This window comes from Pseudofrankia coriaricola (assembly GCF_032027725.1).
Taxonomy (GTDB): domain Bacteria; phylum Actinomycetota; class Actinomycetes; order Frankiales; family Frankiaceae; genus Pseudofrankia.
Map to the genome: position 1 here is coordinate 16,387 of NZ_JASNFO010000054.1, position 13,486 is coordinate 29,872.

At 69.4% G+C, this 13,486-nt stretch carries 11 protein-coding genes; 7 read left to right on the forward strand and 4 right to left on the reverse strand.

Features of this window, described 5'->3' with window-relative positions; all coding sequences use genetic code 11:
* Positions 1-16 precede the first annotated feature (16 nt).
* The 4 genes from QOZ89_RS47665 (at position 17) to QOZ89_RS27555 (ending at position 3,042) form a co-directional block, all read left to right on the forward strand.
* Entirely contained in the window at positions 17-883 is an 867-nt protein-coding gene (locus QOZ89_RS47665; RefSeq protein WP_397428853.1) for an acyl-CoA dehydrogenase family protein, read from the forward strand.
* Positions 884-1,063: 180 nt separating this feature from the next.
* Entirely contained in the window at positions 1,064-1,468 is a 405-nt protein-coding gene (locus QOZ89_RS27545) for a hypothetical protein (protein ID WP_131803826.1), read from the forward strand.
* 97 nt (positions 1,469-1,565) lie between these two features.
* Positions 1,566-2,234 carry an Abi family protein gene (locus QOZ89_RS27550; protein WP_071047524.1) on the forward strand — a complete coding sequence of 223 codons (669 nt, stop codon included), beginning with the start codon at positions 1,566-1,568 and terminating at the stop codon, positions 2,232-2,234.
* Positions 2,235-2,334: 100 nt separating this feature from the next.
* Positions 2,335-3,042 (forward strand): SDR family oxidoreductase, encoded by a 708-nt coding sequence (locus tag QOZ89_RS27555; protein ID WP_312626243.1) that lies wholly within the window; start codon positions 2,335-2,337, stop codon positions 3,040-3,042.
* Between the two features lie 42 nt (positions 3,043-3,084).
* Here the strand turns inward: QOZ89_RS27555 and QOZ89_RS27560 are convergent, their stop codons facing one another.
* From QOZ89_RS27560 to QOZ89_RS27575, 4 genes are all read right to left on the reverse strand, one after another.
* Positions 3,085-4,008, reverse strand: a complete 924-nt coding sequence (locus tag QOZ89_RS27560; protein ID WP_312626245.1) for a TIGR03619 family F420-dependent LLM class oxidoreductase — start codon at positions 4,006-4,008, stop codon at positions 3,085-3,087.
* A gap of 111 nt (positions 4,009-4,119) precedes the next feature.
* Positions 4,120-4,884, reverse strand: a complete 765-nt coding sequence (locus tag QOZ89_RS27565) for an ABC transporter ATP-binding protein (RefSeq protein ID WP_312626247.1) — start codon at positions 4,882-4,884, stop codon at positions 4,120-4,122.
* Positions 4,881-7,793, reverse strand: coding sequence for a branched-chain amino acid ABC transporter permease/ATP-binding protein (locus QOZ89_RS27570; protein ID WP_071047625.1), 2,913 nt, complete (start codon positions 7,791-7,793; stop codon positions 4,881-4,883). The genes QOZ89_RS27565 and QOZ89_RS27570 overlap by 4 nt, the downstream gene beginning before the upstream one ends.
* Positions 7,794-8,037: 244 nt before the next feature.
* Positions 8,038-8,625: a hypothetical protein gene (locus QOZ89_RS27575; RefSeq protein ID WP_071047520.1), complete on the reverse strand. Its 588-nt coding sequence runs from the start codon at positions 8,623-8,625 to the stop codon at positions 8,038-8,040.
* Positions 8,626-9,221: 596 nt separating this feature from the next.
* On the opposite strand from QOZ89_RS27575, the gene QOZ89_RS27580 reads away from it, so the two are divergent.
* The 3 genes from QOZ89_RS27580 (at position 9,222) to QOZ89_RS27590 (ending at position 13,398) form a co-directional block, all read left to right on the forward strand.
* On the forward strand, positions 9,222-10,427 hold the full coding sequence (locus QOZ89_RS27580) for an amidohydrolase family protein (RefSeq protein ID WP_071047519.1): 1,206 nt from the start codon (positions 9,222-9,224) through the stop codon (positions 10,425-10,427).
* Positions 10,428-10,712: 285 nt separating this feature from the next.
* Positions 10,713-12,152 (forward strand): aldehyde dehydrogenase family protein, encoded by a 1,440-nt coding sequence (locus tag QOZ89_RS27585; protein WP_071047518.1) that lies wholly within the window; start codon positions 10,713-10,715, stop codon positions 12,150-12,152.
* A gap of 31 nt (positions 12,153-12,183) precedes the next feature.
* On the forward strand, positions 12,184-13,398 hold the full coding sequence (locus tag QOZ89_RS27590; RefSeq protein WP_312626251.1) for a CoA transferase: 1,215 nt from the start codon (positions 12,184-12,186) through the stop codon (positions 13,396-13,398).
* Positions 13,399-13,486: the final 88 nt, after the last annotated feature.

Below are 13,486 nucleotides of genomic sequence, written 5' to 3' on the forward strand. Positions count from 1 at the left end.
CGGCGAGGAGATCTGGATCCAGTTCCTCTCCGAGCCGAGCGGCGGGTCCGACGTCGCCGGGGCGCTCATGTCGGCCGTCGCCGAGGGCGACGAGTGGGTGCTCAACGGCTCGAAGATCTGGAGCACCGGCGCCTGGTGGTCCGACTGGGCGCTGTGCCTGGCCCGCACGAACTGGGATGTGCCCAAGCACCGCGGGCTGAGCGTGTTCATGCTGCCGATCCACCAGCCGGGCATCGAGATCAGCCGCATCGAGATGCTCAACGGCTCGAAGGAGTTCTGCCAGGAGTACCTCACCGATGTCCGGGTGCCCGACAGCGAGCGTCTCGGCGACGTCGACGGCGGCTGGACCGTCGGCACCCGCTGGATGATGCACGAGCGGCAGGCGAGTAACTCACCGTTCGTGACCAGCCCGAGCCACACCCGCCGCGGCAGCGCCGGCATCGACGCGCCGCTTGTCCCGATCGCCAGCCGGCTGGGCCGGCTCGACGACCCGAGGACGCGGGAGCTGATCGGCGAGGCGCGGCTGCTCTCCGTGGTGCGCGAGCAGCTGAACCGCCGGCTCGCCGCCGGCATGACCACGGGCCGGCTGCACCCGCAGTCGTCGGCGATCGGCCGGCTGTTCGCCGGCCACTTCGGCACGCGCCGCGACACGATCACCTACGAGATCGCCGGCGCCATCGGCGCGGCCTGGGCCGACGACGACCCGGCCGCCGCCTGCGGCGTGGGCTACCTGATCCGCACGATCGCTACCGTGGCCGGCGGGACCACCGAGATCGCCCGCAACGTCATCAGCGAGCGCGTGCTCGGCATGCCGCGCGAGGCGGCCCCGGACCACGGCATCGCGTTCCGCAACGTCCCCCGCGGCGGTCGCGCCCGGTCCTGAGACGGGCCTGAAATTGGCGCCGCCGGCGTCGGGCCCGGGCCCGACGCCGGCATGGTGGCCTATGCCGGCCTTCTCGCATCCCTCTGCGGCGTCGGCGGCATGATCTGACCCGGTGCAGACTCGGCATGATCCTCTATTTCGTTTATCGCACGAACTGTGAGATTCATGTAGTCTCATGGTGTGGGAGATGAGCTGGAGGGGCGCCCGTTCACGGAGCGGATTGAGGATCTCCGTCGGCGGGGGTACCGCTATGCCGATCTTGAGGCTGGCAGTGACCGAGCCCGGTCGACCGCATGGTTCAACAAGTTGATCAATTTTGGCCCGGATGCCGTGGGGCCGCCTGCTCAAGACACGTTTGCCGGTTTTGCGAAGCTGCTAAACGTCACTCAACGTGACGTAGCTGTTGCGGTGGCGGAAGAGTGGTATGGGGTGAAAGCCGCCGACCAGTCGCGAAGGGTCCGCGGGCTCGCGGCTCGGATCAACGCGCTCAGCAAGGCCGACTCCGACCTGGTTGAGCAACTGATCCAGCGGCTGCAACCCTCGGCGAAGAGCGAGTCATGGAGTGAGCCGCCATGGCCTTCATAGAAAAATATACCTAGAAAATAACCCCGGTGACATACCGCGCTAGGCGGTAGAGGCCATCCGGGGTGTCCACCGAACACTTTAAGGGATCAGTGTCGCCATGTCCAACGCCCCGACCCCGTCCCCGTCGGTGCTCGCGCTGCGCCAGCGGATGAGTTTCGAGCGCATGGGACCCTACGAGCAGGCCTGCTCCGGGGACCTTGACAAGGCGTTCGCCCTCTACGAGTGGAACTGCACTGTCAGTGGAGCCTTCTTCGAGGCGCTCGGGCTGCTGGAGGTTGCGCTTCGCAACGCGCTGCACGATCAGCTAGCGAGATGGCATACGGCGCGGTCCCAGACAGGCCGCTGGTACGACGACCCTTCCGGGGTCCTAGAGGCTCGCCGAACGCAAGACATCGCCGACGCCAGGTGGAGACTCCAGCGACAGAACAAGGCCGAGACGCCTGGCGGCCTGGTCACCGAGCTGAGCTTCGGCTTCTGGCGGTTTCTCCTCGCCGGTCGTTATGAGTCGTCGCTGTGGACGCCCGCCCTGCGGCACGCCTTCCCAGGGCTACGTCCGGCCCGTCGCGACACCGTCTACCTGCCTGTCAATGAGCTTGTGCGTCTTCGGAACCGGGTCGCCCACCACGAGCCGATCTACAACCGGCCGCTGCTGACACTGCACGGTGATCTGCTGCGGGTGGCTGGATACGTCGATCAGGATCTTGCGAGTTGGATCGGGACCTTTAGCCGCGTTCCCGCGCTTCTACTCGTGCGTCCGACTCTCTAGGCGGTGGGGGTTGTCCCTGCCGTGCGTCCAGGTCGCGACCGGGCTGACGGCCCGCACGTAACCTGCAGGAATACCTGGGCAGACGGGACGAGGTGGGCGAATGGGCGAGGTAGCGGTCATCACAGGGGCGGCGGGTGGGATCGGGGAGGCGGTCGCGCGGCGGCTGGCGGCCGAGGGCGCGCGCTGCGTGCTGGTGGACCGAAACCCGGCGGTCGAGGACGTCGCCGCGTCTCTCGGTGGTGCCGCGGTGGTCGGCGACCTGACCGACCCCGAGCTGTCCGTCCGGATGGTGGCGGCCGCAGGCGAGCGGCTGGACCTGCTCGTCCTGAACGCGGGGATCAACTCGGTCGACAAGGACCCGGCGACGCTCGACCTCGACCGGTACCAGGCGGTCGTCGGCGTCAACCAGCATTCCGTCGTGTACGGGCTGCGGGCCGCGCTCCCGGTGATGCGCCGGCACGGGACCGGCTCGATCGTGGTCACCGCCTCGCACGCCGCGCTGATGGGCGTCGAGCAGGACCCGATCTACACCATGACCAAGCACGCCGTCATCGGTCTGGTCCGAGCCCTGTCCGGAAAGCTGTCCCGCGAGGGCATCCGGCTGAGCGCCATCTGCCCCGGCCTCGTCGACACACCCCTGACCTCGCCGGCACGCGACCGCTTCCGGGCCGCCGGCATCCCGATGCTCTCCGCCGACGAGGTCGCGACCGCCGCCGTCGAGATCCTCCGTACTGGTGAACCCGGAACCGAACTGGTCGTCAGTCCCGGCCGCGCCCCGACCAGGTACGTCCCGGCGCCGATTCCGTGACGACGGCGGGACGCCCAGGCGGTCAGGGGGAGGGGAAGGTGTTCAGCCCCCGACGGCGGGCATGATTTCTTCGGCTATCCACTGGGTGTAGTCGTAGTACTCGTCAATGTGGGTGAGGGCGGGGATGGGAACGGAGCTCATGGTGACTCCGAGTTCCTCTAACCAGCCGAGGCGGTCGATGATCTCCTGTTTGGGCATGCCGGGCCGGGCGTTCGGGTCCTCGTTCACCGCGTGGCCCTCGCCGACGCGCGCGGTGCCCAGGCCGTAGAACACCTCGGTCAGCTTGCCGTTGTAGTCGGGCTGGGACCTGATGAGGTCGAGCCTGGCGGGAATGTCCTCGGGCTTGGTGAGGAATGGCCACCAGCCCGTCGCGTAGCGGGCGACGCGTCGCAGCACCGGTTCGGCGTCACCGCCGAACCACACCGGTGGGTACGGCTTCTGGACCGGCTTCGGCTCGAACGCGACGTCCTTGAACGAGACGTATTTCCCGTCGAACTCGGGCTCCTCCTTCGTCCAGAGCTCGAGGATCGCCTGGATGTACTCCTCGGCGCGCGCGCCGCGTTCCTGGAAGGGAACGCCCAGGATTCTGAACTCCTCCTCCAGCCAGCCGACGGCGAACGTCACGGTCACCCGCCCGCTGGACAGCCAGTCGATGGTCGACAGCGCCTTCGCCGTCACGATCGGGTGCTGTAACGGCAGGATCGCGATACACGAGTTGACGCGGATCTGCTCGGTGGCCCCCGCCCAGTAAGCCATCGCCGGGTAGGCGCTGAAATAGTGTGGCCCGGACAGGTCCACGTGTGCCCTGGGAATGATGTGGTGCTCGGGGACAGCGATCATCGCGTAGCCGAGTTTCTCGGCCCATTTCGCGAGGCGCGTCTGGTCCGCGCCTGTTACCTCGGCCTCCCATTGCTGGCAGGTGGCCTTCAGCCGCAGCAGATGCGGCATGGCAAATCCCAGTTTCACGAAACCTCACCCGTCCCGCTCTCGTTGACGCGAACAAAAAGATCAGGCGGGCCGCGTGTTGCTCGGCGCGACCCGCCTGGATCCTCGGCCCTCCCCGGAGGGAGGGCTCGGTCAGTTGTTCGTGGAGTCGGCGGAGTCGAAGTAGAGGTTCTCCAGCCGGTCCACCTGGTCGGCGAGCTCGTCGGAGGAGCCCGAGAGTGCGATCCGGCCGCGGGCCAGGACGACGACATCGTCGGCCGCGGCCATGGCGAGTTTCGCGTACTGCTCGACCAGTACGACCGAGCAGCCGTGGTCGGCCGCGATCGTGCGCACCGTCTCGAAGAGAGTCTCGACGATGAGCGGGGCGAGGCCGAGGCTCAGCTCGTCGACGAGCAGCACCCGGGGCTGCTGGATGAGCGCGCGTGCCATCGCGAGCATCTGCTGCTCGCCGCCGGACAGCGCGCCCGCCGGCAGCTTCCACCGCTTCTCGAGCGCGGGGAAGGTCTCCAGCATGTCCCGTGGCTTCGGCCCGCCGCGGCGGGCCGCCACCATCAGGTTGTCCTCGACGGACCGCGGGACGAACAGCGGCCGGGTGTCGGGGGCGAGGACGATCCCGGCCCGGTTCGCCGCCGCCGGCCGGCCGCCGCGCAGCTTCGTGCCGTCGACCAGGATGTTGCCGCTCTGCGGCGCCAGGAGACCGGCGAGCGTGAGCAGCATCGTCGACTTGCCGGCGCCGTTCGGCCCGAGCAGGGCGAGTACCTTGCCGGGCGCCAGGGCGAGGTCGACGTCGCGGAACGCCGTCGTGGTGCCGCGGCCGCCGGTGAGGCTGACGGTCTGGAGCCGGGCGGTGCTGACCTCGGCGGGGGTGGGGGAGGAGGTTTCGACCGTCGCGGTCATGCCGTCACCGCCGGGGACTCGTTGGCCGTCTGCTGGGCGTCGCTCGCGGCGGCCTGCTCGTCCGCGGGCGCCGGGTCGGGTGTGCTGTGGGCGTTGCCGAGGTAGGCGTCGGCCACGAGCCGGTTGGCGCGGATCTCGGCCGGCGTGCCCTCGGCGATGAGCTTGCCGAACTCGAGCACGTAGATGTAGTCGCAGACGCCGAGCACCAGCGCGACGTCGTGGTCGACGAGCAGGACGCCCGCGCCGCCCGCGGCGATGCCGCGGATGCGCTCGCCGAGCCAGGCCGACTCGGTGCTGTCCAGGCCGGCGGCCGGCTCGTCTAGCAGCAGCACATTCGGGCGTGAGGCGCAGGCCCTGGCGATGGACACCAGCTGGCGCTCGCCCTGGGAGAGCTCGCCGGCCTGCCGGTCGGCCCGGTCGGCGATGCCCGTCACGGCGAGGGCGGCGGCGAGACGCTGGTGGCGCTCGTGGCCGCGCACGCCGCTGAGGGCGGCGGACACGTTCTCCTCGACGGTGAGCTCCTCATAGAGCTCGAGCGACTGGAACGTGCGCGCGAGGCCCTTGTGTACCCGGACGTGCGAGGCGAGCCCGTCGATGCGCTGGCCGCCGAGCGTGACGCTGCCGCTGGCCCGGGCGAAGCCGGTGATGGCGTCCATGGCGCTGGTCTTGCCGGCGCCGTTCGGGCCGATGAGACCGACGATCTTGCCCGGCTCGACACGCAGCGCGATGTCGTCGACCGCGGTCACACCGCCGTAGCGGACGGTGAGGCCGGACACCTCCAGGACCTCGCCGTGACCGCCGGTCGGCGCCGTCGCCTGGGCGCCCGCCACGGCGACCGAGGCCAGGGGAGCGGACACGGTGGTCGCGCGCGTGGCCGGGGCATCCAGCGCCCCGGAGCCTCCGGCCGCCAGACCGTTGGTAGGGATGCCCGCCAGTGCCGGCACCGGGGCGGCGACCGGCGTCGCTGGGCGTCTGCTTTCCAGGAGACCTCGGGCCTTGTGCACGAGCTTGTGCGCGTCGCTGGCGAGGCCCTCCGGGTGGCCGACGAGGGCGGCGAGCAGACCGATGCCGGTGAGGACCTGGAACCAGTCGCCGAGGTGGATCCAGCGGTCCATCGCGATGAAGAAGATGCCGGTGCTGGCGATGAGGCCGGCGTTGACACCGCCCCACACTGACGTGATGCCGGCTAGGTAGGCGACCGTCAGCAGCGACAGACCGCCGACCGCGGAGAACGAGTCGAAGGTGACCACGCCGCGCCGGTAGGCGAGCAGCGCGCCGCCGAGGCCGGCGATGAACGACCCGATCGCGAAGCTGATGACCTTGATCCGCACCACGTTGATGCCGATACCGGCGGCGGAGCGCTCGTTGGCCCGCACGGCGAGCATCGCCGAGCCCAGCGCGCTCATCCGCAGCTTCGCGACACCGAACGCCACCACCACCAGCACGAACAGACAGAGCAGGCCGAACTCCAGGCGGGGGAAAGCATGCCCGCTGCCGATCCCAAGGTTGAGGCCGAAGATCTTCGGGTCGCTGACCTTCGCGCCCGAGGTGCTGACGATCTGGGTGTTGCGGAACCAGACCGCCTCGATGGCGTAGGCGAGCGCGAGCGTGACCACGCCGAGGGTCAGACCGCGTAGTCGCAGCGCCGGCAGGCCGATGACGACGCCCAGGACGGTGGCACCGAGCGCCGCGAGCAGCGGCGCGAACGGGAACGGGATGTGCCAGCTCTGGGTGAGGTTCGACAGCAGGAACGCGCCCGCGCCGGCGAGCGCGAGCTGGGCGAGCGACACCTGGCCGGCGTAACCGGTGACGACGATCAGCGACAGGCCGATGACCGCGGCGATGATGGTGCCGATGACGGCGGCGCGCCAGGTGCCGTGGAGGAGGACCAGGAACAGGACACCGACGACGGTGCCGGCGACCGTCGGCAGGGTGAGGGAGCGCGGCCGGGGGGCCAGCCCCAGCGACTGGCGCACCAGGCCACCGCGCACGGGCATCGCCCGGCCCGTCGCCAGCAGCGCGATCACGATGACGATGAGGGGCACCAGCTCGGCCGAGCCGGTCCTGGGTAGCCACGAGTGCTGCGCGGCCAGCGACAGCGCCTCGGCCTGGACCATGCCGATCACGAGGCCGGCGATCACGCTCGGCACCAGGTTCTGGAACCCGCCGACCACGGCCGCGGCCAGCGCCGGCACCACGAACAGCGTGTAGGTCGTTGGCGCGAGCGGGCTGACCGGCGCGATGAGGATGCCGGCGGCACCCGCGACCGCGCAGCTGATCATCCAGTTGGTCAGGGCCACCCGGGAGGCGGACACGCCGCTGACGTAGGCGCCGGTCTGCGAGGAGGCCGTGGCCCTGGTCAGCAGGCCGAACCGGGTGAACCGGAACACCGCCGTGAGCACCAGGGTCAGCACGACCACGGCCACGGCCAGGTAGAACCGGTCGGACAGCACGGTCAGCGAGCCGAACTTCCAGCGCTCCGCCGGGAAGATCTGCTCGACGCTGACCGGCGCCACACCAACCCGGATCACCATCACCTGCTGGATAATGACCAGCACGCCCAGTGAGGCCACCGCCTTGGCTAGCGGCGGCGCGTCCAGCAGCTTGCGGAAGACGACCGCGTAGAGCAGCGCGCCTAGCAGCGCGCCGATCGCCAGAGCGAGCAACGCCGCCGGAAGGAACGGCATGCTGTCCGTTCCGAGGTTGACGGTCGTTGGCAGGCCCGGAATCGGAACCAGTAACTCGCCTTCTCGCAGGTCCGCGTAGGTGTAGGCGACGTAGAGAGCGATCGCTCCTGTCGCAAAGTTGATGACCCCCGAGCTTCGGTAGGTCAGCACCAGCGCGAGCGCGAGCGCGGCGAACACCGCGCCGTTGCCGAGCCCGAGCAGGAGCGAGGCGATGTGTGACATGGAGGAGTCTCCCGACGTCGTCCCAGGAGGACCGCTTCCGCGATCGGCGTCCCAGGTCAGGACCACGTTGAGCGGCGGTTCTCGGGTCAGGACCGCTTCCATGGCCCTGACCCGGGACGGCCCCTTGTCGTGGGGCGTCCCGGGACAGGGCCGCGGAAGCGGCGGTGGTGGTGGTGGTGGTGGAGTTTGGTCTACAGCCTGTTCAGTTTTGCATCGGCCCTGCGAAGTTCTTGATCGGCTATGTTCAGTTCTCGTCGATCGGCGACTGGCCAGGCGGCTTGTGGATGGTCACGCGGCCCTCGTCGCCCAGCGTGGTGGTCAGACCGCCACGCACACGCGAGATCCCCTCGACGGCCGCACGGAGGCCGGCCATCGATGGAAACATGCCGATCGCGACGCTGCGACTGGTGTCGATGTCAATGTCAGTGTCGTGACCGTAGGACTCCGCGCCCGTCTTGAACAGTGGGAATGATGGGTCGCCAGTGCCGTCGGTCGCGATGCGTCGTGCACGCGGCGTCAGGTCGGCCTGGTCCGGCGGGACGGTCACCGGATCGAGGTCGGCGCCGGCCGCGTCGAAGACCGCGGGGGCCGGCTTTCGGCGGATGCCCACAGCGGCCGGGATGTCGATCACGATCGCCGAGGCCTCCACGGCGCCGAGGGCGTCGTCAACAGGGGCAGCGAGGGACGTCGCCATGACCGCCTGGAGGCGACGGTGCGGCGAGCGACCCTGGTATGCGGCATGTCGTCCCCAGTTGGCGATCTTGGTCAGCGGAGGTGTGGCGTACAGCTCGCCGGCGAGCGCGAGCTCGCGGTAACGTCGTGTGTCGGGCATCACAGCGGCTGTCGGTCGCTAAGTGAATACATGCTCGACACCGTTTCGTCAACGGTTCGCCCAGAGTGAACGCCTTCCTCGCATTTCAGCCGGGCTTCAGGCGAGCTTCGGGGGCAGTCGCGGGCCGCCTGGCCGCGGGCATTTGAGTGAGCGTTCACATAGTAGGTTCGCTCATCTCGGGCCTCGCGGTGCGAGTCGGCCGGCGAGTTCGTTGCTGCCCGTGGACAGTGTGCTCGCCCGCGCGGCCGGTCTCGCTGCGAGGCCCGAGCGCTTCGTGCGCTGCGGGTGCCGCGCCCCGCCGAGGGTAACCCCCTGTGGCGGTCGCTGATCCCGATCATGCTCAGTCCGATCGTCGGCCTGCTTGTGCGTACGTGCCGAGGGCCCGTACCCCGCATCGGCCGGTGGGCCGGGTGTCGGGGCGGTTGCCCGAGGAGCAGGTTTCGACGATCGTGTCAGAACGTGATTCGGTTCGCCACCGGTAGGTCGGACGGGGGCGCCGTGACCACTGCCACCCGGCTCGCGCCCGTGCACCCGGCCGATAGGTGCATTATTAATTAACTTCGACGGAACCAGCCAGAGCCCAAGCGGGAGGCCCGATGTCCGGCCCCGAGATCCCGGTGTTCGACGCCGACAACCACCTGTACGAGACGATCGACGCGTTCACCAAGTACCTGCCGCCGCGCTACAAGAAGGCGATCGACTACGTCGACGTGCACGGCCGCACGAAGATCATGGTCCAGGGGACGGTCAGCGAGTACATCCCCAACCCGACCTTCGAGGTCGTCGCCCGGCCGGGTGCGCAGGAGGAGTACTACCGCAAGGGCAACCCGGACGGCAAGTCCCGCCGCGAGATCTTCGGCAAGCCGGTGAAGAGCATCCCGGCCTGGCGCGAGCCCGCGGCGCGCCTGAAGCTGATGGACGAGGAGCAGGGCCTCGCGAGGACCCTGTTGTTCCCGACGCTCGCGAGCCTGCTCGAGGAGCGGATGAAGGACGACCCGGAGCTGACCCACGCGGCGATCCACGCGCTCAACGAGTGGCTCTACGAGACTTGGCAGTTCAACTACAACGGCCTCGACCGTATCTTCACCACCCCGGTGATCACCCTGCCAATCGTCGACAAGGCGGTCGAGGAGCTGGAGTGGGTCCTGGAGCGGGGCGCGAAGGTGATCCTGGTCCGGCCGGCGCCGGTGCCCGGCTACCGGGGGCCGCGCTCGTTCGCGCTGCCGGAGTTCGACCCGTTCTGGGCGCGGGTCCAGGAGGCCGACATCCTGGTCGCCCTGCACTCGTCCGACTCGGGCTACTCCCGCTTCACCGGCGAGTGGACCGGGGCCGCGACCGAGCACCTGCCCTTCCAGCCGAACGCCTTCCGGATGCTGCACTCCTGGCGGCCGATCGAGGACGCGGTGGCGTCGCTGGTCATCCATGGCGCCGTGTCGCGCTTCCCGCGGCTGAAGGTCGCGGTCGTCGAGAACGGCGCCTCCTGGGTCGGGCCGCTGCTCAAGACCCTCAAGGACCTCTACAAGAAGATGCCGCAGGACTTCATCGAGAACCCGGTCGAGGCCCTGAAGCGCAACATCTACATCAGCCCGTTCTGGGAGGAGAACTTCGCCGAGCTGGCCCAGCTGCTCGGTGAGGAGCACATCCTCTTCGGCTCCGACTACCCGCACCCGGAGGGCCTGGCCAACCCGGTCAGCTACATCGACGACCTCAAGGACCAGCCCGAGCCGTTCATCCGCAAGGTCATGGGCGAGAACCTGGCCAAGCTGATGAACGTCCCGGTGGCGCTGCCCGCCACGGTCTGAGAGGGCACCGGCGGGGCGCGCGGCGCCCCGTCGGCCGGGCGCCGCGGGTGCGCTGTGCCCGGTAGGGTCGACGGCCCGGGTATGTGCCCGGGCCGTCGAGGCACCCGGCGGCGGCCCGCTGTACCGGGCAGTCCATGAAATCTTGATTCCCGTCAGGTGAGAATGTAGCTTCCAGCACAGGGAAGCGCTGGTAACGGGCCTCCGCGCACATCCGGCGTGCGTCCTCGGGGATGATCGGCGAGGACGCACCACGAGAACCAACCAGAAGAGGGCGAGGGAGCTGCCGTGAAGGGCTTACTCATCGACGGGCAGCTGGTCGAGGCGCCGAGTGCGACGGTCTCGCTCAACCCGACGACGGGCGAGGTTCTCGGCGAGGCACCGGACGCGACGGTCGAGCAGGCGGTGGCCGCGGTGAAGGCGGCGCGCCGGGCGTTCGACACGACGGACTGGTCGACGAACGTCGAGTTCCGGGTGCGTTGCCTGAACCAGTTGCATGAGGCGTTGGTCAAGCACCGCGAGGAGCTGCGCGAGCTGACGATCGCCGAGGTCGGGCACCCGCGCGTGATGACGTACGGCGCGGCGCTCGATGTCCCGATCGACATCGTGAAGTACTACGCGGACCTGGCCGCGGGCTACTCGTTCACGGAGGAGCTTCCGGAGGTCGAGTCCCACGGGATCAAGAATCGACGCTGGGTGGAGAAGGAAGCCGCGGGCGTCGTCTCCGCGATCATTCCCTACAACTACCCGACCCAGATCGCGATCGCGAAGGTCGCTCCCGCGCTCGCGGCCGGCTGCACCGTGATCCTCAAGGGCGCGCCGCAGACTCCGCTGATCACCCTGGCACTCGGCGAGATCATCGCCAACGAGACCGACATCCCGGCCGGCGTGGTCAACGTGATCACCTCGCCGTCGGTCGAGGTCGCCGAGGTGCTCACCGGCCACCCCGACGTCGACATGATCAGTTTCACCGGCTCGACGCCGGTCGGTCGACGGATCATGGAAGTCGCCGCCAAGACCGTCAAGAAGGTTTTCCTGGAGCTCGGCGGCAAGTCGGCGCTCATAGCCGTCGATGACGCGGACGCGGACTTTCTCGCCCTCATCGCGACCATGACGATCTGCTCGCACGCGGGGCAGGGCTGCGCCGTCACCTCGCGCCTGCTCGTGCCCAGCTCGCGCAAGGACGAGTTCGTCGAGAAGGTCAAGGCCACGATCGAGAACATCAAGGTCGGTGACCCGGCGCTGGAGGAGACCTACGTCGGCCCGCTGATCAGTGCCGAGCAGCGCGAGAAGGTCGACGGGATCGTCCAGCGGGCCGTCGCGGCCGGCGCCACGCTCGTCGCCGGAGGCAAGAGCCTCGACGGGCCCGGCTACTTCTACGCCCCGACGGTGCTGGCCGACGTCGACCAGGACAGCGAGATCGCTCAGGACGAGGTCTTCGGCCCGGTTCTGGCGATCATCGCCTACGAGGACGACGACGACGCCGTCGCGATCGCCAACAACTCGATCTTCGGTCTGTCCGGCTCGGTGTTCGGCGCGGACGACGAGCGAGCGATCGCGATCGCCCGGCGGATCCGGAGCGGGACGATCAGCGTCAACGGTGGCAACTGGTTCGCTCCGGACTCGCCGTTCGGCGGGTACAAGCAGTCGGGCATCGGCCGCGAGATGGGCGTGCCCGGGCTGGAGGAGTTCTTGGAGCGCAAGACCCTGGCGGTGCCGGTCAAGTGAGCGTGGTCAAGCTGACCCAGGGGCTGGGCCGGTGAGCGCCCGGCCCCTGGAAGGCATCCGCGTCCTCGAGGTCGCCATGTACGGCTTCGTGCCGTCGGGTGGCGCGGTCCTCGGGGAGTGGGGCGCTCAGGTCATCAAGATTGAGCATGCCGTGACTGGCGACCCGCAGCGCGGGCTTACGCAGATCGGCAAGATGAAGGTCGACCCCGCCGGGCCGAACCCGAACATCTGGCACAGCAACCGGGGCAAGCGCAGCGTTGGCCTGGACATCGCCAACCCGCTCGGCAGGGAGGTCCTGCTGGAGCTGGCGAAGCAGGCCGACGTGTACCTGACGAACCATCTGCCGAAGGTGCGCGAGAAGCTGCGCGTCGACGTCGACGACATCCGCGCCGTCAACCCGAAGATCATCTATGCGCGCGGCAGCGCGCTCGGCCCGCGCGGCGCGGAGTCCACGAAGGGCGGGTTCGACATGACCGCCTTCTGGGCGCGCGGCTCGTCCGCCGCGAGCCTGACGCCGCCGGGCACCGAGGGCGTCGTCAACCCGCCCGGGCCGGCGTACGGGGACACGATCTCCGGCACGAACCTCGCTGGCGGCATCGCCGCGGCGCTGTTCCGCCGCGAGCGGACCGGCGAGCCCTCCATCGTCGACGTCTCGCTGCTGGGCAGCGGGGTCTGGTCGATGGGCCACGGGGTCGCGCTGTCGAAGTTCGTCAACATGGCCTTCGAGGGGATCGTGCCCGGCGAGCACGGCGCGCCGACCAACCCGCTCTCCGGGCTGTACAAGACCAGGGACGGCCGGTACATCTCCCTGGTCATGCTGCAGCCGGCCCGGTTCTGGGCGGACGTGTGCCGCCACGTCGACCGGCCGGAGCTGGCCGACGACCCCCGGTTCGCCACCGCGGAGCTGATCGGCCAGAACACCCCCGAGGGCGTCAAGCTGCTACGGGAGGCGTTCGCCACCAGGACCCTGGCGGAGTGGACCGAACGGCTGGCCACCCTGTCCGGGCCGTGGGCCCCGGTGCAGGACTCGCTGCAGGTCAGCGCCGACCCGCAGGTCAGGGCCAACGAGTACATCATCGACGCCGGGGAGATGGAGCTCGTCGCGAACCCGGTCCAGTTCGACGTCACCGCGCCCGTCGCGGCCCCGGCGCCGGACTTCGCCGCCCAGACCGAGGAGGTCCTCCTCGAACTCGGCTACGACTGGGACCGCATCATCGCCCTGAAGGAAGCCGGCGCGGTTACCTGACCGCCGGGCCGAGGCTCGTCGACGGTCCGGTGCCGGGGACAACGGCCACAGGCAGGAGGGGAGGACGCCGTCTCGGCGTCCTCCCCTC

Excerpts from the sequence above, each read along its gene's own strand:
- QOZ89_RS27550 (WP_071047524.1), top strand. The coding sequence starts at position 1,566 with ATGTCCAACGCCCCGACCCCGTCCCCGTCGGTGCTCGCGCTGCGCCAG.
- QOZ89_RS27555 (WP_312626243.1), top strand. The coding sequence starts at position 2,335 with ATGGGCGAGGTAGCGGTCATCACAGGGGCGGCGGGTGGGATCGGGGAG.
- QOZ89_RS27565 (WP_312626247.1), bottom strand. The coding sequence starts at position 4,884 with ATGACCGCGACGGTCGAAACCTCCTCCCCCACCCCCGCCGAGGTCAGC.
- QOZ89_RS27570 (WP_071047625.1), bottom strand. The coding sequence starts at position 7,793 with ATGTCACACATCGCCTCGCTCCTGCTCGGGCTCGGCAACGGCGCGGTG.
- QOZ89_RS27575 (WP_071047520.1), bottom strand. The coding sequence starts at position 8,625 with ATGCCCGACACACGACGTTACCGCGAGCTCGCGCTCGCCGGCGAGCTG.
- QOZ89_RS27580 (WP_071047519.1), top strand. The coding sequence starts at position 9,222 with ATGTCCGGCCCCGAGATCCCGGTGTTCGACGCCGACAACCACCTGTAC.